This window comes from Fodinibius halophilus, from assembly GCF_011059105.1.
GTDB classification, from domain to species: domain Bacteria; phylum Bacteroidota; class Rhodothermia; order Balneolales; family Balneolaceae; genus Fodinibius; species Fodinibius halophilus.
Genome location: NZ_JAALLS010000027.1, coordinates 42037 through 59426 on the forward strand (window position 1 = coordinate 42037; position 17390 = coordinate 59426).

Here is a 17390-nt window from a genome sequence, read left to right on the forward strand (position 1 = left end):
CTGTAAACTGAAAAACCATGCTCATAAATATCACCATATTCTTCTTGGGACTTTCACTGGTATTCTATGTTCTTTTTGGCGGTGCGGATTTCGGGGCGGGGGTTTTAGAACTTATATCAGGAAAAAAAGACCGGCAAACGATCGCCCATGCCATCGGGCCCGTGTGGGAGGCCAACCACGTTTGGCTGATACTTGTGGTGGTCATTTTGTTCATGGGATTTCCCAAAATTTACTCCACCATATCATTACATCTGCATATCCCATTGCTCATTATGTTGGTTGGTATAATATTCCGAGGCACGGCCTTTACTTTTATGAACTACGATGCCATTAAAGATCAAAGTAACCAAGTCTATAACGCAATCTTTAAAATTTCGAGTGTGGTCACGCCCATTGTGTTGGGGATGCTCGTCGGGGCTGTCATGCTGGGGAATATGAGTCCCGAGGCTGATACTTTTTACCAGGCATTCATGGCTCCCTGGTTGAACCTGTTCTCTTTTTCCGTGGGATTGTTTTGCCTGGTACTGTTTACCTTTTTAGCAGCAGTTTACCTGATTGGAGAAACCACTGATTCAGAGCAGCGCAATGCTTATATACAATCTGCCAAACAGCTAAATGGAGCAGCGGTAATCACAGGGGCACTGGTATTTGTCGCTGCCGGGTTCAACGGCTTACCTTTATTTGACATCTTTTTGAACTCCCCGGTAGCGCTGACTGCCGCTGCGGTTGCGACCCTCATGTTACCTCTTTTGTGGATGAGCCTTCGTGGTGCAAAGGTTGTATGGTCTCGAATATTGGCTGCTGGTCAGGTCGTTCTTATTTTGCTGGCCTGGTTTTGGATACAGTACCCGGTAGTTATTAACATGGAGGGATCAGAAGCAGCCTTAACCTTTTACAATACCGCGGCACCCTCGGCTACTTTATTCCAGCTTGTGATAGCTTTAATAGTAGGCTCCTGTATTATCCTTCCATTTCTCTATTTCCTGATGAAGACCTTCAAAGGAAAGCAATTCAGGAGCAATACGAGCCCCAACTAAGGTTGGGCAAAGGAGCTATAGGATAAGGTTACTCATCCGCTTTCTTTTTAAGGGAGGCCAGGGCCTTATTAATCATCTCCATGCGCTTACTAACCTTTTCTGACGCAGCCTCAAGGGTATAGCCTTCATCAACCAGCTCTTTAAGCAGCAGTATCTTTTTGATGTTCTTATAGTCGAATCGCCTGTTTTTGCCCGATTCACTAGAGGAATGAATGATTCCTTTATCCTCCCAATAGCGGATTTTCCGGGTAGGAACGCCGGTTATATCGGAAACCTCTCCGATGCCCACGATGAGCTTATCCAAAAAATCAAAATCGAATGCCAGGTCTTCTTTACTGGGTTTGTTTTCCATTAAATAACGCAATTGTAGATTATTTACAATAATTGTTGAAAAGTTACTAATAACTCCCGTTATTATCAATTGTAGATAATCTGCAATAAAAGTAAAATATCTACTTGATAAGAAGATATTCAACAATATGGAAAGTAATGCTGTGGTTGTCATCGTTGAACATTTCCTTAACCGGGATGGCAGAGAATATTTTGATGACTGGATTGAAGAGGTGCGAAATGTCCTTGATTCCTACGAAGGATTTCGGTCGTTACAACGAATTTTTGATCCTCAACAAAACGACCGCACCCTGCTTTATCTCACTTTTGAAGAGCTGGATCAATTAAGAGAGTGGTCTTCTTCGGATGATCATGAAGCAATGCTTGACCTCATAATACCCTATCAACAGCAAAAACAGGAATCCCAAATTTATACTACTGAAAATGATGAATAACGAAGCACTTATACTTATTGAAACTCAGAATGAATGGTTGGCAAGTGATGGCAAACTTCGGGGATATATTGAAGATGAACAGCCTTTTGAGCAGTCGGTAAAGAATCTGGAACGTCTTTTGGCTGATGCCCGGGAAAAGAATCGAAACGTTGTGCATGTTGGATTGCAATTTCAGTCCGGTTACCCGGAGATGGGGCAGGGTAGCCTTGGGTTGCGAAATGCGATCCCCAATGCAGGGACCTTTCCCCGGGATGGAAGCGGTAGTAATTTTTATGAATCGTTGGCACCTGCAGATAATGAATTTGTGGTTTCCGGTAGGGTTGGCAGTAGCGCTTTTGCAGGATCCAACCTGGATGTGTACCTGCGCAATAACAATATCGATACGCTCTATTTGACCGGTTATGCCATGCACGTATGTGTAGAGTCGACCCTTCGGGAAGCTCACGACAGGGGATACAACACCATTTTGATATCGGATGCTTCCGCTGCATTTACGGCAGAGCAGAAGAATTACGTCTTAAATCACGTTGTTCCTCATTTTGGGGCCCATATTGCTACCGACGAGTTTATCAATGATAAGGTAAATATTTAGCAGATTCGGTTGTTTGTTCTGACCCCTTCTTGTTCTTCCCCTGGAGTCAGGGGAAGAGACTTTTTTATTAAGTGATCAGCCGGAAATTAAACCGAGATTCTCTGAAGGGATATGCGCATTTAAACCTAGCACATATTGTAGATAAGCGTTCCTCTCCCTGCGAGAAGTAGGGAGAGGCCAGGAGTGGGTCAGCATGCCAATAGTGAAGTCTTGACTTTCGACCTTTGAATAGCCTAACTACCCGTTTTTTTCAACCTCCTCTTGGTCTCCTCCTTCATAAGGAAATACAGAAGAGCCAAAAGATGTCGATTTGGTATTTTGATCACTAATCAAAAGTTGGGTTCTGGCCTAGAGGAGAAAAGGGCTATACCTTTTGCAAGTCAGGTTGGCTGCTATTTTCCGACCCCTTCTTGTTCTTCCCCTGGAGTCAGGGGAAGAGACTTTTTTATTAAGTGATCAGCCGGAAATTAAACCGAGATTCTCTGAAGGGATATGCGCATTTAAACCTAGCACATATTGTAGATAAGCGTTCCTCTCCCTGCGAGAAGTAGGGAGAGGCCAGGAGTGGGTCAGCATGCCAGTAATGAAGGCTTAGGATTTTCGACCTTTAACCAGCCCAATCCCCATTATTTCCAACCACCTCTTGGTCCCTTCCTTCATAAGGAGGAGAAATAGACGAGCCAAGACATGTCGATTTGGTATTTTGATCACTAATCAAAAGTTGGGTTCTGCTCTACAGGGAAAAAGGGTACATATTTAGCAGATTCGGTTGTTTGTTCTGACCCCTTCTTGTTCTTCCCCTGGAGTCAGGGGAAGAGACTTTTTTATAAAGTGATCAGCTGGAAATTAAACCGAGATTCTCTGAAGGGATATGCGCATTTAAACCTAGCACATATTGTAGATAAGCGTTCCTCTCCCTGCGAGAAGTAGGGAGAGGCCAGGAGTGGGTCAGCATGCCAGTAATGAAGGCTTAGGATTTTCGACCTTTAACCAGCCCAATCCCCATTATTTCCAACCACCTCTTGGTCCCTTCCTTCATAAGGAGGAGAAATAGACGAGCCAAGACATGTCGATTTGGTATTTTGATCACTAATCAAAAGTTGGGTTCTGCTCTACAGGGAAAAAGGGTACATATTTAGCAGATTCGGTTGTTTGTTCTGACCCCTTCTTGTTCTTCCCCTGGAGTCAGGGGAAGAGACTTTTTTATTAAGTGATCAGCCGGAAATTAAACCGAGATTCTCTGAAGGGATATGCGCATTTAAACCTAGCACATATTGTAGATAAGCGTTCCTCTCCCTGCGAGAAGTAGGGAGAGGCCAGGAGTGGGTTAGCATGCCAGTAATGAAGGCTTAGGATTTTCGGCCTTAAAATATAGGAACTGCTTTAAATGTATTATGCTATTAGTTTTAGATCTCAGCTACAAAGTTCCCCTCCTTATCAAGGAGGGGTTAGGGGTGGTTGCCGAACTGGAATTGCAACTTCACCACTGGCCAGTTGATCGCAGTGGTTTAGCCAGACAGAATTAATATAAGCTGCTTGGCGGAAGGTCTCTGAGAGGTTTCACCGGGATCTTACTTCATGTTGCAGTTATCAGCTGAACTCAGATTATATCGATGATGATTTACCTTTATTACCTTTACTGTTCAGTAATTTTCATAATATTTGAGAATCGCTAGGAATACTCTACCAGTTCTTGAATAAATTTTGCGGATTCAGATAATACGAGTTCAGGCCGTTTTTTGTGGGGCGTATGTTTGGTTTCGGGGATGACCAGCTCTTCTGATCTTCCACTGGTCTGATTAACAATAGTATGGACCTGTTCCAGACTGCCAAATTGATCCTCATTTCCCTGTATAATCATCGAGGGACAGGTAACAGATGGTAAAAAGTCTTCAATATTCCACTTCTTAAAGCGGTCTGATGTCCAGGTGTCGGCCCAGGCCCAAAACATATCATCAGTTTTATCTCCGTGATATTTTGCCAGTTTCTTTTTTAAATCCGTTTTTTCGTATCGCTTTATAACTTCTTTGATCCCACTGATAGTAATATCCTCCACAAAAATATGGGCACCCTCTGTTATGATCCCCAAAATTGATTCGGGATACTTTGCGGCCGCCATTAAGGCTATTGAACCACCGTCGCTATGACCAAAAAGAATGGCATCGTCAATATCCCAGAAATCCAGCAGTTCGTGTAAGATATCGGCTTCCAGCTCCATATAGTTGTTATCACGTTTGGAATAGGAGAAGGGCGGTGACTGCCCATATCCTTGCCGATCATAAATGATTAGATTGCATTCTGTACGTTCTGCTACTTTTTCCGGGAAATCCCGCCAGAGTTCAATGCAGCCCAGGGAATCATGCAGAAAGACCAGGGTAGGGCGGTTCGGGTAATTCAGGACCTTTTTTACGGCAATTTCATCGAGGGAGAAGTTGAGATCAGTACACATGTTATTAGTCAGAATTCAGATAAATAAGGCAGCTTGTACCAGTATTGAAGATGCAGAATAGTGACTCAGTAAATAAAGAAGGCAATCCGAAAAGTCCAGTACTTTGAAATGCTTTTTATATGGAGAATGATAAGTGATCTTAGGCCCTCAATGGAACAGCTTTGCTGGTCGGTGCTGTTGAAGAGGTATGGCTATCACAAGACCAATCATTTGAGAAAGATGGAATATGTCCGTGTAGATAATTCTTTTAGGCGGGATGATGGAAGATGATACGCTACTTCACAAGTAATCGAGTTGGGAGTGCTGGAATATTCATTATTGTTTTTTGTCAAGATGATACCGGAATGCCATTTGTATACAGATCATTAATTGTTTCTTGGGGATTGGTTTATCAACCGGAAATACAATCGCTCGGTTTCCTTCGAATTGCAGCTCATCCTCAAACATTGACCTGAAGGTACGAACCAGACTGGTATTGCAACTCACATACATACCTATTTGCTTGGGACTTTTTGATTTCCAATCAATCCTTACTGTGGTGCCGCTCTTTGTTTGGGATGGAAGATAGGCCGGTTCACCCCACTTTAAGGTTTCTTCCAGCTCTCCAACGCCCTCCGTTGAACGCGCTACTTCCAAAATGAGCTTACGGAGTGCTTCCATCTTAGGTTTTATATGATCAGGGTATGAGCTGAATTTTTGTTTGACTTCACTTTCCATAAATATTCTCTAAATGATGAATTGTTAGTTTTTAAATAGTAAAAAATCAGCTGCAATTGTAGAAAAAAGTGTGAGCTTTTGCTTTTAGTAGAGAATGTAAGTAAAAAATATATTGAAAAAAGAGCTAATACTAATTGATACTTATTGGCTTGCAGGCTAATTGATTTCTTTTAAAAAAGGGAGACATATTATTTGGATAAGATGTGAATCAGTAAATATAATTTTCAAGCTATCCGTTTTTTGTTTACTATATTCACATATAAAGGGTTGAATAAACAAGGGTTAAACTAAAAAAGGTGTTATGAGATATTTCTATCAAGCAGTGCTCTTCGGTATACTATTCGTAAGTTTACTTTCCTGTACCGAAAAGAAAGAGAAGAAAACATCAGATGACGGACGTACTTTAGTGGAGGTTAGTGCAATTTACGAAGCCGAAAATGATCGTCACCTGTTTAAAACTGAAACCGATACTATACCGGCTGGTTGGACTACATTTAGATTCATTAATCAAAGTCCAATGGTGCACTTTTTGTTTTTTGATTACTTGCCAAAAGGGAAGACAAGTGAAGATTTATTGTCAGAGATAAGTCCGGTATTTCAGGAATCCTCTTATTTATTGATGGAGGGAAAACAAGACTCGGCGCAGGAAGTCTTTTCGAAACTTCCGGACTGGTTTGGGAAAGTCGTATTTCGCGGGGGCGCCGGATTCGTTTCGCCCGGCCAGACCACCGAAACCACCCTTTTTATGAAGCCTGGCAGTTATGTAATGGAATGTTACATAAAAACAGCTGACGGTACTTTTCACTGGACGAAAGGGATGACCAGAGACCTACATGTTACCTCTGATACAACGGAAGTCCAACCACCACAGTCACCTTCTGTAGTAGTAACTACCACCGATGATGGCTTGGATATCGAAGGGGAGATAAGCCCGGGCAAACATCTGGTTAAAGTGCAGTTTAATGAAGAAAATCCCGGGATGATCGCCAGAGATGTGCATATTGCTAAATTAGGCGAAAATGATAATCCAGAGGATATAAAAAGCTGGATAGACTTTAATAATGCTCAAGGGCTTGTTTCTACCGCTGAGGATCCAGCTCCCACTACTTTCATAGGAGGGACCCACGAAATGCCAAAAGGTAATACGGCCTACTTTACCGTAGAGCTGGAACCGGGCCGATATGCCTGGATATCGGAGCAACCCGTCAGCAAAGCTACGTTCAAAGAGTTTACAGTATCTTCTGAATCTGAGTACTAATTATGGTTACCGTTGTTAAGTTTGGGTAGAAGATCTCAGCTTAGGTAGAAGAGGTTTAACCGGTCTGTTTGATATAGCCAATTTAGACGGGCTATAAATACCAATATTTAACGTCGGTTGTTCTATTTCAGGTCAGCAATCATGGATACCAGAATAGGACACCGACCCCGGTTGTCAGAGGTGCCTCGCAGGCTGGGACTGGACTTTATAGGGGGCATCCCCCTTTTAAAAGGAGGGTTTTAGCCTCTGTGTATTTCATACACCCCTGTGCTATCAACAATAGGACATTTCGCAGTTATTTTTTCTGCTTCATCGAGGTCCCTCGCTTCAATAACAGTGTAACCGGTGATAGAATCTTTAGTAAAGGGGAGATCGGTAGTTCCTGATTTTGATATTTCTAGTCCACCTCGAAGCCCACCTCGGTCGACCTGAATAGCTTCAATTGATTTAAACCACTGATTCCAGGCAGCCATATCTTTTGGCGTAGGATTTTCAAAGCCGTAATGTAAAATTAGAAAATTCTTCAATATTGATACCTCTTAATTTTTTCTGTGGTTTCGAATTATGTCCAGTGAACCATAGTAACTATTCTACGTGTTAATTGCTCATGATTCAGAACCTCTTTTGGTAAAGCAGATCTAATGTTATGGGCTATGTGAAGGCAATTGTTTACCAATCGAAAGGGTAACTTATAAAATAGGAAGGGGGGCAATAAACTGGGGATAAACTACACCGAAACCACCGGCCGGCGAAGCAGAAAGGAGGGAGGTGCCGGCTGGCCCGTTCGACGGGCTCTGCTTTACATTTTTCTTTTTGAAGGGCAGTCCCATTTTAAAACAGATATTCTGGAAACTCATTTATTTTCATCATTGTACTCCTGGATTTGTTCTATTAGTTCTATTGAATGGATAATCGGACTCCACTCTTGATCTCCAAACAGGAGCTGGAACCATTTTTTATCTTTGTTACTCTCATCAATATTGATGAAAAGCCAAACAGCCGCATATAATGCCAGGAGTGTTACCGTAAGGGCAATAGACCACTGAATAAGATTCCATTCATTAAACATAGTTTCGTTCCACCAGAAGGTAGTCCATACCGGGAGTTGAAGAAACATAATCTGGGCAACCCATAAGGTAGACGATTTTAATTTTGCCAGTCTTTTTTGGGTTTCCAACACCGGCTCGGTAATATCAGTTTGATTTATCAGGATTAGTTGATATAGGTAGATCCACAGTCCCGCTGCGGTTACGGTCAGCTGTATTGTTGCTGAAAACAGGAAAAACTTGTTTGCCGATTCAAATCCGTACAAAAAGATCGGGATTATAATAAGGAACCCAATGCCTACCCACAGCAGACCTGTAATGAGTGCAAACAGCTTTACGGGTCTCATTGAGGATAGTAGAGACTGCACTTTTAACGAAGTGATATCCCGGGCATTTTTTTTATTCAGGGAAAGGTTCTCTTCCAGTTTCTTATCGTATGATTTCCAGAGTTCTTCAAATTCAGGTTCTTTCATGATGCTATTAGGTGTCGGTTTCAAATTTTTGTCGCAATTTTTTTTTAGCCCGTGACTTTCGGGTGGATACATTGGTTACGGAGATCCCCATGATGTCCGCAATTTCCTGTTGGTCGTAGCCATCAAGGGAGAGCATTATAATGGCACGGTCCAGCTCCTTGAGTTCCTTAATTAAACGCTGCAATTTTTCAACTTCCGGCTGCTTGCTTACTTCCTTTTCCACGGTATCAATATGTAGCAATTCATCCGGCAATGGCTGACTAATTACTCTCCTTCGTTTTTCTTTTCTGTAGTAGGAGATAGATACATTAAGGGCAATTCTGTAGATCCAGGTAGACAGCTTATAGTCATCATCATATTTGTCAAACGAGAGCCACAACTGAACGATTATTTCCTGGATCAGATCTTTCTTGCTGGCGTCGTTTCGGCTATAGGAGTTGGCTACTTTGTATACTATTCCTTTATGGGATGCGAGTGCGTTAAGAAAATCCTCGCTGTTATTGCCAACGTGCATAACCACCCAGTTTATGGTTAGAAATCCATTTTCTAATCGTTGTCATAGCTCTTTCATCATGCCGAATGCCGTTATGTGTGGCCCCTTCAATTATCAAAACCTCTCCGTCACTGTTTTCAGTAACAACCGGTTCAAATTCAGTTGCTACGAAAGATTCATCATTGGAGCCAACCAATACCAGCAGAGGTTTGTCCACAGCTGCAAGGCCAACTTTATAATCTTCCGGGGTCATACTTTCATTAGCTCGGTAGCTATATGTTCTGATGGGCACTTTATCAGGCAGGTTAAAGAAAAGCACCGGCAGGTGATCATACTCATGATTGCCAACAGAATTTAACATTTTTAACCCAATGATCCTTTTGATATGGATACGCATAAATTGCTGGCTGTTTCTTCCGGCCTTAGTAGCTGGAGACTTTGAAATAGTCGGAGATTTATATCCAAGCAAAGGGGCGAACATCAGATAGCCGTCCACAAGATCAGGTTTTTTCAGCATAGCAACCTGTAACGCTATTCCGCCTCCCATAGAATGACCGGCTAAAATGATACGTTGATCGGACTTTTCTTTTTTAATAGCAGTAATAACATCCACCACATCTAAAGCATATTGATTGATCATTTCAACATCCCCCGGTGTACCTTCGGATTGACCATGGCCCCTGAGGTCCAGCGCTATCACCTCGGCATCTGTTGCTTCTCTGAGTAACCCGGCTGTTTTATTCATCATAAATGCGCCGGAAAGAACTCCATGCAGTAAAAGGATGGTAGTCATGCTGTTTTCTTGCGGATATTTGTAAGCAAAGAGTGTTTTACCATCGCTGACATTGAAACGGTACGGCTTATTTTGATACACCTGTTCAAAACCCATATCAGCCAGTACCTGTGGATCGGTATCCGTTTGTGGTACAGCGGAAAACTCGGGTTCAGGGGAATGGATGAGCTTCAATGCATTTTCCACAACAGAGGTACTGTCCGATGCCTGACTCCATGCTGTCGAATTTGTTGTAAATACAATAATGGTGAGAAAGAGAAGAATTTTTGTGCGTTTATTGATCATTCTCATGTGACAATAATTAGTGTTTGTTTAACTGTTTATCTAATTATTCGCATGAGAATTTAATATCTCACACTTTTTTCCTGATTTTTTTAAATCTGTGCTCTTGATTATTGATACAATGCTTAATCATAAATTCATTTCGAATTGAAAGTGCTATAACTACTCGGGGCTTAATCGGCGCGGAAATTATAAGTTACTAAATGGCTATAAATTTAAAATAATCGATCTCGGAAACCATTCCGTATAACTTTCGGGGTTGCCGGTTGATGCGCTATTGTACCACTCTACACCCATTTTTAAGTTGCTCAGTATGGTGAATATAAAGCTCAATTTGTACTTCTATCCAGTCTCTGTATTCTTTATTAGACATCATAAATGTCGTTTTCAATAGCTTTTTTGAGCCCATTTTGGAAAAAGCCAAATTATTGAATGACTTCTTTATCCCATCCCGTTATATCAGCAATAACTCGTTTGGGAGACCAAGAACCGCAAGCTCCAGGATAATTTCTCTTAGGTTTTTCTATCCGTTGAATCACTTCAATAAATTGAAGCTGCAGATTTCTAAGCTCTTCGATTAAAATTTCCCAGGATGTGGAGATGATAGGAGTAAGTGGTATAACAAACTGGCGCATAAGCTGCAGGCCCCAACGCAGCAAATTAATTACAAATAAAAGAGTAAATAAGCGGGCAAGAATGGCACTGAATCCGCTTGATGCGAAAGTATCCCGCTGTCAAAAAAGCTCCCTTCAAGGGAGCTTCCCCTGTAGCAGTCGGTTTCAACCGCCAGAGGATATAGTGCCGACTGAAGATCCTAGATAGTTGTGTTGCCAGCTACCGCTTCCGCTTACCGGCGAATTGACAAAAGGGATAGTCCAAAATGTTTAATTACTTGCCATGATGTGTTGCAATTGTTTGCTTGCTGAGCCTAAAAAAAGTAGCGGCATTATCATAAAAAATATTGCGACGTTCTTCGTCGGACAAGAACTTAAAGGAATTTAGTCCTTTGATCATTGAACCTATTGGTACATTATCAGAACCGAACATAATGCGATCTCCAAGACCGGCCTCAATAAAGTCTTTTAAGAGCTTTTTATGTATTTTATCCGGATAAATACTGTTTAGGATCGACATATCTGCATACACATTGGGGTGCGTTTTCATAAGTTCAATGGCCTGTTTATGAAATTTGACTTCCCCACCATGCATCAACCAAATTCGAAGGTTCGGATATTTTTCCAGAACCGGTTTAAGTAGCAGGGGATTCCCCATTTCCCCATTGAAGTTTGGGCAGCAACCCGACATGCGTTTCTTTGGGGGTGGCCCATCAGCTGCATGAACCCCCACGGGAATCGAATATTTTGCAGCAAGGTTGAAATAGGGGTCCAGGTGATCATGCGAGGGTTTAATACCATAATAGACGTATAGCAGTTCTCCCATTACATCCATTTGTCCAGCTTTGTACTGTTTTTCCAACCAACTAATCTCAGGCCAACCGCTGTTTTCTTTAAAACAGGGATACATTCTTGGGTAGGTGCCGTCGGTACAGGGAAAGGTAGGGCCAATTATGAATTTATCCGGGGCCGACTCTTTCCATTGACGAGCCAGTGTTCGGTTAGCACCAGATAACACAGACAACACGACGTTATAGTCTTTCATATGCTGCAGTACCGATGGTAGATCCGAGTTTATGTTTTTAGATCCTTCATTTGTGGCATGCAGATGTACATCAATAATGGGGAGTGATTGTTGAGGAGCTGTTTGAGCTACCGCGATATTGGTAAAACAGATCAGTAAAAATGACAAACAGTATTTGTTGATACACATGCTGAATCCCCTTATTTGTTAAGTAGTTGGGCTAACGCCCGCTGATTAACCGGCAGGCGCAGGAGTGTTGAAATTGTTTACAATTGAAAGATTAACCATAAAAAGGGAAGTGGGCAAGAATGGCACTGAATCCGCTTGATGCTAAGAGTACTCAATAAATGGGAGGCAGATAAGGAACAGGCACTTGTCCGTCATTGAGGGATCTGTTAACCTACTGTACAAATACATCATCCTATGTGGTTGTACGCCCAATCTCCGGGTTAAACGTTTTGATGTATCTATTTCAAACCATCAATTACTTCCCGATAATATTCAATGAGCAGCCTCTCTTGGCCTACCAGTTCTGAAAACCGTAACTGAAACTGAATCAGCGTTGCATCAATATTTTCGAGATTGTGGGTTTCACGTTCAAAAAAAATTTTAGATATATCCTGAATTGTTTGATTGAATATTACATCCTGCAGCGCATAGACACCGGTTAATGTTTCCACGGTTTCAAAATTAAATTCATTTACGATATCAGTAGATTTTGCAGTCTCCCATGCCGTGCTGCTCAGGTTAGAATCGATGAAACTGCGGTCATCTGTCAGTATTTGCAAATTGAAAAATGGCTGAGCAATTAATTGCTGTTTTAAACTGTCACTCTCTCCTGCGACAATTTGTTCGGTCCGTATTCTGATCCGGTCATGAACCGTTAACCAGTTTTCTAGCACACTAAGATTTCTTTCTAATTCTGCAGTGATCTTGTTTATGGCTTTTTCTTTTTGCCTGGAGGTTTCAATATTTTGAACAACCTGATTCAGAAACAGCGCAAGCATTACACTGAATACGATCAGGGTTCCTTCAAAAAGGTAATTTTTCCATTTTTTAGACTGCATATCTCGATTGTTACATTTCTGTTTATAAGTATTTTTAGGAACTTGAACATAAAAGCACAAAGAGGAATAGGGATTGAGTTACAAGTATTGAAGAACCCAATCAATAAACATTCTTTCGCGATCTAAATAAATGAGTGTTATGCCAATCATATTGTAAATACCATGGATAAGGATATTCAGAGTTAAATTGTCTCTGTTTTTATAAAATATAATCGACAAGATAAGACCAATTAATCCTGTAGTAATCATTCCCGAAATACCCTGGTATAAGTGAGCCATACCAAATAGAGTTGATATTGCAAATGCTGAAATTAACCAGTCCCTGTTCGTACCGCCAAGAATTTCTGCGAATCTCTTCATAAAAAAGCCTCTATATAAGAACTCTTCTCCGAAAGCGGCAACAATCCACATAAACACAACAAACATTAAATAATTACCAAAGTTACTGCGAATACTATCCAGTTGACTTAAATCGATGGAGCCCCAATGGAGTTCAACAAACGGTTGAATGACTAAATCCATGACTATGAAAATCAGCATTGCGTACAAAACAGCCCGAACGAATGTTTTTCTCCACTTAAGCTTACCAATCCCGAATTCAATCCAATTATAGTTGCTGGCCCAAAAAGTTATCAAAGCCACAGCTATTCCAAATATATAGCCCAATCCACCTGTTAAATAAGAAAGAACAGAACTGATTAATATGATGGAAATGACAATTGTTGGCTTCCTTAAATAAGCATGAACTTTATTTTTCATGAGATTAATGGTTGTTTCAATAGAGGCGCTGTATTTTAAAATTCCTGTAGCGCTTGCTGTTTAATGGGTTCCATCTTGAAGGCAATAAATGCAATGAAAACACGAAGTTTCTTTAGGCTACCCATTGCAGAAGCAGCAGTAAACGATTACCCCCGCCTTGCAACCCTTTGTGCCCGGAGTAATGATTTTTATGCACCTTCTTCTTTATGGATAACTGACCATCATCATTTCAGTCGTAGTTTATGTGGACTAGTCTTGGGAATACGTTCAATAATGCCGCGAGCTTCCAAGTCAAGTTTTACGGTTACTATGTACCAAACCACCTTTCCATCAAATGTGTCGGCTAAACTTTCAACTGCCAAATCTGTTAGATCCTCATAGCTAATTTCTTTATGGTCAGCTATTGTTTGAAGAATAAATTCTTTGATGGTATCGTATCTTCTTTTTAGGATATTAACTCCTTGCTTACCTTGAGGATGGAGTGTCATTATTTTTTCTTCAGCCATATTTAGCATTGTTTTTAAATGTGTAAAGACTAAACCAAACTCCAACTAGCACAAATGAATTAGATGATCAAACACGTTGTTATAAACTATATTCAACAGGAAGTGTATACCAATTCATTTGTGGTAAGTTACTAACTAACCCAATAGTCACCCCACTTAATGAAGTGATTATCATAATTCTTTTAAACGATCTATTCTTAATATTATAAACTATAAATGAAATTATAGCAATAATAAAAAGTCGAATGGGGGGGGTTAGTCAAAATGTTTTAGGTGGGAATGGTTTTTGAGGCCCTTCACCAGTTGCTCATCGGCTTAGTTATATTTCTTTTTGATATTAAACCCGCCGCCATCCCCGGTCCGTACCAATGATTTGAAATGCTGTACTCAAGGCAAAATACTGCCAAATTAAACTGTCTTATCCCGGCCCAGTCTCCCAAGGTGAAGGCCAGTCATGACAAGCCATATAGGGTGTATGACAATAGCAATGACTGCTGCAATCAATATAATCTGATCATCCCCCAAAAATGATGTGATGAATGTTAGGATTCCTCCGATTCCAGCAATGACTCCAAGATAGCCAATGGAAATAGGGAACCGGTTATTTTTAAAAGTCAGGTAGCCTATTGAGAAAAACCAGGGACTAAGGGTGACGAATCTGAGGTTCAGGCTTGCATCGAGAGAAGCAATGCCGATGAGATCTACTGCATCTTTGACTGCGGCGTCTAGCTGATTGTAACCAGAGGCAAGACGGTTGATTTGATAGTAATCAGCTGTGTTGGTAACGGCAATGATCACATAGCCAATGATCGCTAAGGTAGATAGCCATCGCACTAAGCCGGAATTCGTAGATCGCATTACATCGGTAATTGCAAGGACCCCAGCGATTGCTAACAAGGACGCAATCGAAGCCCCCCAGTTGACCACCAGCCAAGCTTTTGAAGCCAATGGTCTATCAATGAAGAACTGTGTGATTGAGGCAATCGAGTTCCAGTCGAAACGACCAAGCAGGAAAATGATGAATACAATACCGCTCACAGCAAACAAAATACCAGCAAGTATTGAACAAATACTGCCTACCTTAAGCATACTTTGGTCTTCCAAATATTCACTTGAATGAAGCATATTTTACTCCGGTTGAGCAGTTTTACAGTCTCGCGAGATTGCACATAAGGGACGTACGAATGTTGAATAGCTAAATAATGAACGGAACTTAAAAAAGCTAGTGCCGGGAGGCTTTTCTGACATTTTCCTTTTTGGGGGGCGTTTTTTAAAAAGGATCTTTGAATGCAATCATTGCATCTAAATTTTCTTCAAAATCAGCGGCTGACATTTGGTTCCCTTTTGTCAACGTGTCTGCAACATCCATTGCATCATCAACAGTTTTATCCCATAAGCGCAATAATCTGTCGAATTTCTTCACTAAAATTTCAAGGTCTAACTTCTGTACGTACCAGATTAAAGCTATAACAATTGCTAATTTTTTTATTTCCTCTAGGTTTCTTCCTCTCTGGCTTATTAAATAGATAATTTTGGCTCTTTCAATCGGACCAACATATTCAAAAATGTTATTTGATTCGCCCAGTTCTTCATATAAGTTTTCAACTTCTTCACGTTCAAAACCTCCTTGGGTTGAAGCACTTACTAGTAACTCTTCTTTTTTCATTGCTAATCGAGCAGAGTAAATAAGTATTCCGAGGAAATTAGCAGTTAAAGCAATCCAGACTCCTAGAGAGCCAAGTTGGATTACGCCAACAATAATTAATGAGAGATCAGCAACAAACAATATTGATTGGGTTAACTTTGAAGTTTCAATTTTTTCATATCCCAGCCATAGAGAGAATATGAAAAGTAGAATTGAAATAACCTCAAGAATTGATCCCATCTATCCGAGCGGATTTTATTTAAGTCAATATAACGACATCGCGGCCCACTACGCACAAGTATGGAGACTGTATACAAGCCATAGCCGCCAACGTCTTGAATTAATTATAATATAAAAGCTTAACTAATAAATAAGAAGGGGGCAAGAATGGCCCTTAATCCACTGGATGCATTTCAGTTCAAGCTTCCCCAAAACTCTATCACATTTAAAGTTTCGATCTCTTTATTGGGAAACATTCTTCTTACTTCATCAGCCTCATTTTTATCAAAACAGTAAAATTCAATTTTCTCTAACTGATTATTTTCAATGATTGATGTGAATAGATGAATATCATTGTTGGGAGATAGACCTAAAATTCTCAATGTTCCTTTTACTTTTTCCAATTCTTCAGTTGGATATTTGTCTTTAAATTTTAGTTCAGGGTTTTGCGCTTTTAAAGTTATTCCCTCAAATAAATTTTGCGTTATATAGTTTGACGAATTCTTCCAGTCGTTGATCTCTTCTTTTATCTCAGGATTGTCTTTATAGCCTTCAGCCATACTATCCATATAATTATTAGCACGTTTATATTTCTTACTTGCAAATTCTTTTAATTGACCACCATAAGCCATAAGGGCATTAGAATAGAGGTGCCGATTATCATCATTTATATTAAAACCTTGGGCAGGTCGATCAGAAATCTGGTTTCTAAAGCTTTCAATGTCATAAGTTTCGCTTAACTCGTCAAAGGAGCCATGTAAATGGTAAATTTTTGAATCTACAAAGTTTTCGAGATTCCGATCATAATTTGTAGTAAAAATCTTATCATGATCTTCCAGATAGCTCCGTAAACTCTTAGGAAAGTTTTGATAAATTTCTTGAATTTTACCAGAGTTATAGATTGCATCAAGAAAAAAGCGTTTAAGTACTTCCCTTGTTTCACCTCTTTGAGGATTATGAATATTCAATTTAGAGCAAAGGAGGTCATGCAAAAGGAAGTAATCCTCTAACCCAATCTCGTAAACACTGTATTCTTTTTGAGCATCATACCTTTTTTGTAAATCATTCAAGGATTCTTTTTCAAAGTTAACGAAGGCATAGCTATCAAATTCACCCCGCAGTACCGCTGGAAAAATTCCATTAAGTTCAGATATCCATCTCATAACTTCTTGGGGATAATCTACTGACGGAAAACTTCCGGCTAAAACATTATTTATTGCACGTCTAATAATATTTCCATTTAGATATTCTTTCCCTCCATACTGTATATTTATTCCATTACCGATCAGAATAGATTTCATATGCTGTAGAATTGGATGAACTGTATAACAACATTACGCATAACTAGCAGCCATCAACGCGTTGAATTAATTACTAATGACAGCTTAACTAATAAATAGGAAGGGGGCAAGGAACTGGCGCTTGCCCACCAAAACTGCACTCTGGTAGAGCAGTGGGGAAGATGTTGCTTGTCCCATTTGATAGGGACTACTCTGCTTCCCCCTTCGAAGGGGGAAAATGAATTCCGGCGATAGCCCGGAAGAAATAGGGGGATGTTATAGCAACACGCTGGCAAATCCCCCTAACCCCCTTTGAAGAGGCTGTGAGAAAATACCAAGTCAAATATATAT

General features: G+C 40.5%; 20 protein-coding genes. 4 read left to right on the forward strand and 16 right to left on the reverse strand.

The features are described from left to right. Positions 1–17: 17 nt before the first annotated feature. On the forward strand, positions 18–1037 hold the full coding sequence (locus G3569_RS16260; RefSeq protein ID WP_165271139.1) for a cytochrome d ubiquinol oxidase subunit II: 1020 nt from the start codon (positions 18–20) through the stop codon (positions 1035–1037). A 28-nt stretch (positions 1038–1065) separates the two neighbouring features. Here the strand turns inward: G3569_RS16260 and G3569_RS16265 are convergent, their stop codons facing one another. Continuing rightward, positions 1066–1389 carry a MerR family transcriptional regulator gene (locus tag G3569_RS16265; protein WP_165271140.1) on the reverse strand — a complete coding sequence of 108 codons (324 nt, stop codon included), beginning with the start codon at positions 1387–1389 and terminating at the stop codon, positions 1066–1068. A gap of 127 nt (positions 1390–1516) precedes the next feature. On the opposite strand from G3569_RS16265, the gene G3569_RS16270 reads away from it, so the two are divergent. Continuing rightward, positions 1517–1822: an antibiotic biosynthesis monooxygenase family protein gene (locus tag G3569_RS16270; protein WP_165271141.1), complete on the forward strand. Its 306-nt coding sequence runs from the start codon at positions 1517–1519 to the stop codon at positions 1820–1822. After that, positions 1812–2414 (forward strand): cysteine hydrolase family protein, encoded by a 603-nt coding sequence (locus G3569_RS16275; RefSeq protein WP_165271142.1) that lies wholly within the window; start codon positions 1812–1814, stop codon positions 2412–2414. Before G3569_RS16270 ends, G3569_RS16275 begins: the two co-directional genes overlap by 11 nt. Positions 2415–4086: 1672 nt before the next feature. Here the strand turns inward: G3569_RS16275 and G3569_RS16280 are convergent. Further along, positions 4087–4863, reverse strand: a complete 777-nt coding sequence (locus G3569_RS16280) for an alpha/beta fold hydrolase (RefSeq protein ID WP_165271143.1) — start codon at positions 4861–4863, stop codon at positions 4087–4089. A gap of 315 nt (positions 4864–5178) precedes the next feature. Continuing rightward, entirely contained in the window at positions 5179–5580 is a 402-nt protein-coding gene (locus G3569_RS16285; protein ID WP_165271144.1) for a DUF1801 domain-containing protein, read from the reverse strand. Positions 5581–5881: 301 nt separating this feature from the next. On the opposite strand from G3569_RS16285, the gene G3569_RS16290 reads away from it, so the two are divergent. Continuing rightward, positions 5882–6838 (forward strand): hypothetical protein, encoded by a 957-nt coding sequence (locus G3569_RS16290; RefSeq protein ID WP_165271145.1) that lies wholly within the window; start codon positions 5882–5884, stop codon positions 6836–6838. Positions 6839–7077: 239 nt separating this feature from the next. On the opposite strand, the gene G3569_RS16295 is transcribed toward G3569_RS16290, so the two are convergent. From G3569_RS16295 to G3569_RS16355, 13 genes are all read right to left on the reverse strand, one after another. Further along, on the reverse strand, positions 7078–7365 hold the full coding sequence (locus G3569_RS16295) for a YciI family protein (protein WP_165271146.1): 288 nt from the start codon (positions 7363–7365) through the stop codon (positions 7078–7080). A gap of 162 nt (positions 7366–7527) precedes the next feature. Continuing rightward, on the reverse strand, positions 7528–7695 hold the full coding sequence (locus tag G3569_RS16300) for a hypothetical protein (RefSeq protein ID WP_165271147.1): 168 nt from the start codon (positions 7693–7695) through the stop codon (positions 7528–7530). After that, complete coding sequence (locus tag G3569_RS16305) at positions 7692–8357, reverse strand: hypothetical protein (RefSeq protein WP_165271148.1); 666 nt, start codon at positions 8355–8357, stop codon at positions 7692–7694. Before G3569_RS16305 ends, G3569_RS16300 begins: the two co-directional genes overlap by 4 nt. A gap of 7 nt (positions 8358–8364) precedes the next feature. Next, a complete protein-coding gene (locus G3569_RS16310; protein WP_165271149.1) occupies positions 8365–8871 on the reverse strand; it encodes an RNA polymerase sigma factor in 507 nt (168 codons plus the stop codon). Further along, positions 8855–9934, reverse strand: coding sequence for an alpha/beta fold hydrolase (locus G3569_RS16315; protein WP_165271150.1), 1080 nt, complete (start codon positions 9932–9934; stop codon positions 8855–8857). Before G3569_RS16315 ends, G3569_RS16310 begins: the two co-directional genes overlap by 17 nt. A gap of 416 nt (positions 9935–10350) precedes the next feature. Next, positions 10351–10560 carry a hypothetical protein gene (locus G3569_RS16320; protein ID WP_165271151.1) on the reverse strand — a complete coding sequence of 70 codons (210 nt, stop codon included), beginning with the start codon at positions 10558–10560 and terminating at the stop codon, positions 10351–10353. Positions 10561–10813: 253 nt separating this feature from the next. Further along, on the reverse strand, positions 10814–11752 hold the full coding sequence (locus G3569_RS16325; protein ID WP_165271152.1) for an amidohydrolase family protein: 939 nt from the start codon (positions 11750–11752) through the stop codon (positions 10814–10816). A gap of 278 nt (positions 11753–12030) precedes the next feature. Beyond that, positions 12031–12630, reverse strand: coding sequence for a hypothetical protein (locus G3569_RS16330; protein ID WP_165271153.1), 600 nt, complete (start codon positions 12628–12630; stop codon positions 12031–12033). A 78-nt stretch (positions 12631–12708) separates the two neighbouring features. Beyond that, positions 12709–13389 carry a CPBP family intramembrane glutamic endopeptidase gene (locus tag G3569_RS16335; RefSeq protein ID WP_165271154.1) on the reverse strand — a complete coding sequence of 227 codons (681 nt, stop codon included), beginning with the start codon at positions 13387–13389 and terminating at the stop codon, positions 12709–12711. Positions 13390–13613: 224 nt separating this feature from the next. Then, entirely contained in the window at positions 13614–13895 is a 282-nt protein-coding gene (locus tag G3569_RS16340) for a DUF6958 family protein (RefSeq protein WP_165271155.1), read from the reverse strand. A gap of 408 nt (positions 13896–14303) precedes the next feature. Beyond that, positions 14304–15020, reverse strand: a complete 717-nt coding sequence (locus tag G3569_RS16345; protein ID WP_165271156.1) for a DUF4386 family protein — start codon at positions 15018–15020, stop codon at positions 14304–14306. 145 nt (positions 15021–15165) lie between these two features. Beyond that, on the reverse strand, positions 15166–15780 hold the full coding sequence (locus G3569_RS16350; protein WP_165271157.1) for a hypothetical protein: 615 nt from the start codon (positions 15778–15780) through the stop codon (positions 15166–15168). A 173-nt stretch (positions 15781–15953) separates the two neighbouring features. Continuing rightward, positions 15954–17060, reverse strand: coding sequence for a LolA-like protein (locus G3569_RS16355; protein ID WP_165271158.1), 1107 nt, complete (start codon positions 17058–17060; stop codon positions 15954–15956). Positions 17061–17390 lie beyond the last annotated feature (330 nt).

Bases quoted from the DNA above. Each gene is read 5' to 3' on its own strand.
- G3569_RS16260 (WP_165271139.1), top strand. From the start codon at position 18: ATGCTCATAAATATCACCATATTCTTCTTGGGACTTTCACTGGTATTC.
- G3569_RS16265 (WP_165271140.1), bottom strand. From the start codon at position 1,389: ATGGAAAACAAACCCAGTAAAGAAGACCTGGCATTCGATTTTGATTTT.
- G3569_RS16270 (WP_165271141.1), top strand. From the start codon at position 1,517: ATGGAAAGTAATGCTGTGGTTGTCATCGTTGAACATTTCCTTAACCGG.
- G3569_RS16275 (WP_165271142.1), top strand. From the start codon at position 1,812: ATGATGAATAACGAAGCACTTATACTTATTGAAACTCAGAATGAATGG.
- G3569_RS16280 (WP_165271143.1), bottom strand. From the start codon at position 4,863: ATGTGTACTGATCTCAACTTCTCCCTCGATGAAATTGCCGTAAAAAAG.
- G3569_RS16285 (WP_165271144.1), bottom strand. From the start codon at position 5,580: ATGGAAAGTGAAGTCAAACAAAAATTCAGCTCATACCCTGATCATATA.
- G3569_RS16290 (WP_165271145.1), top strand. From the start codon at position 5,882: ATGAGATATTTCTATCAAGCAGTGCTCTTCGGTATACTATTCGTAAGT.
- G3569_RS16300 (WP_165271147.1), bottom strand. From the start codon at position 7,695: ATGAGTTTCCAGAATATCTGTTTTAAAATGGGACTGCCCTTCAAAAAG.
- G3569_RS16305 (WP_165271148.1), bottom strand. From the start codon at position 8,357: ATGAAAGAACCTGAATTTGAAGAACTCTGGAAATCATACGATAAGAAA.
- G3569_RS16310 (WP_165271149.1), bottom strand. From the start codon at position 8,871: ATGCACGTTGGCAATAACAGCGAGGATTTTCTTAACGCACTCGCATCC.
- G3569_RS16315 (WP_165271150.1), bottom strand. From the start codon at position 9,934: ATGAGAATGATCAATAAACGCACAAAAATTCTTCTCTTTCTCACCATT.
- G3569_RS16320 (WP_165271151.1), bottom strand. From the start codon at position 10,560: ATGCGCCAGTTTGTTATACCACTTACTCCTATCATCTCCACATCCTGG.
- G3569_RS16325 (WP_165271152.1), bottom strand. From the start codon at position 11,752: ATGTGTATCAACAAATACTGTTTGTCATTTTTACTGATCTGTTTTACC.
- G3569_RS16330 (WP_165271153.1), bottom strand. From the start codon at position 12,630: ATGCAGTCTAAAAAATGGAAAAATTACCTTTTTGAAGGAACCCTGATC.
- G3569_RS16335 (WP_165271154.1), bottom strand. From the start codon at position 13,389: ATGAAAAATAAAGTTCATGCTTATTTAAGGAAGCCAACAATTGTCATT.
- G3569_RS16340 (WP_165271155.1), bottom strand. From the start codon at position 13,895: ATGGCTGAAGAAAAAATAATGACACTCCATCCTCAAGGTAAGCAAGGA.
- G3569_RS16345 (WP_165271156.1), bottom strand. From the start codon at position 15,020: ATGCTTCATTCAAGTGAATATTTGGAAGACCAAAGTATGCTTAAGGTA.
- G3569_RS16350 (WP_165271157.1), bottom strand. From the start codon at position 15,780: ATGGGATCAATTCTTGAGGTTATTTCAATTCTACTTTTCATATTCTCT.
- G3569_RS16355 (WP_165271158.1), bottom strand. From the start codon at position 17,060: ATGAAATCTATTCTGATCGGTAATGGAATAAATATACAGTATGGAGGG.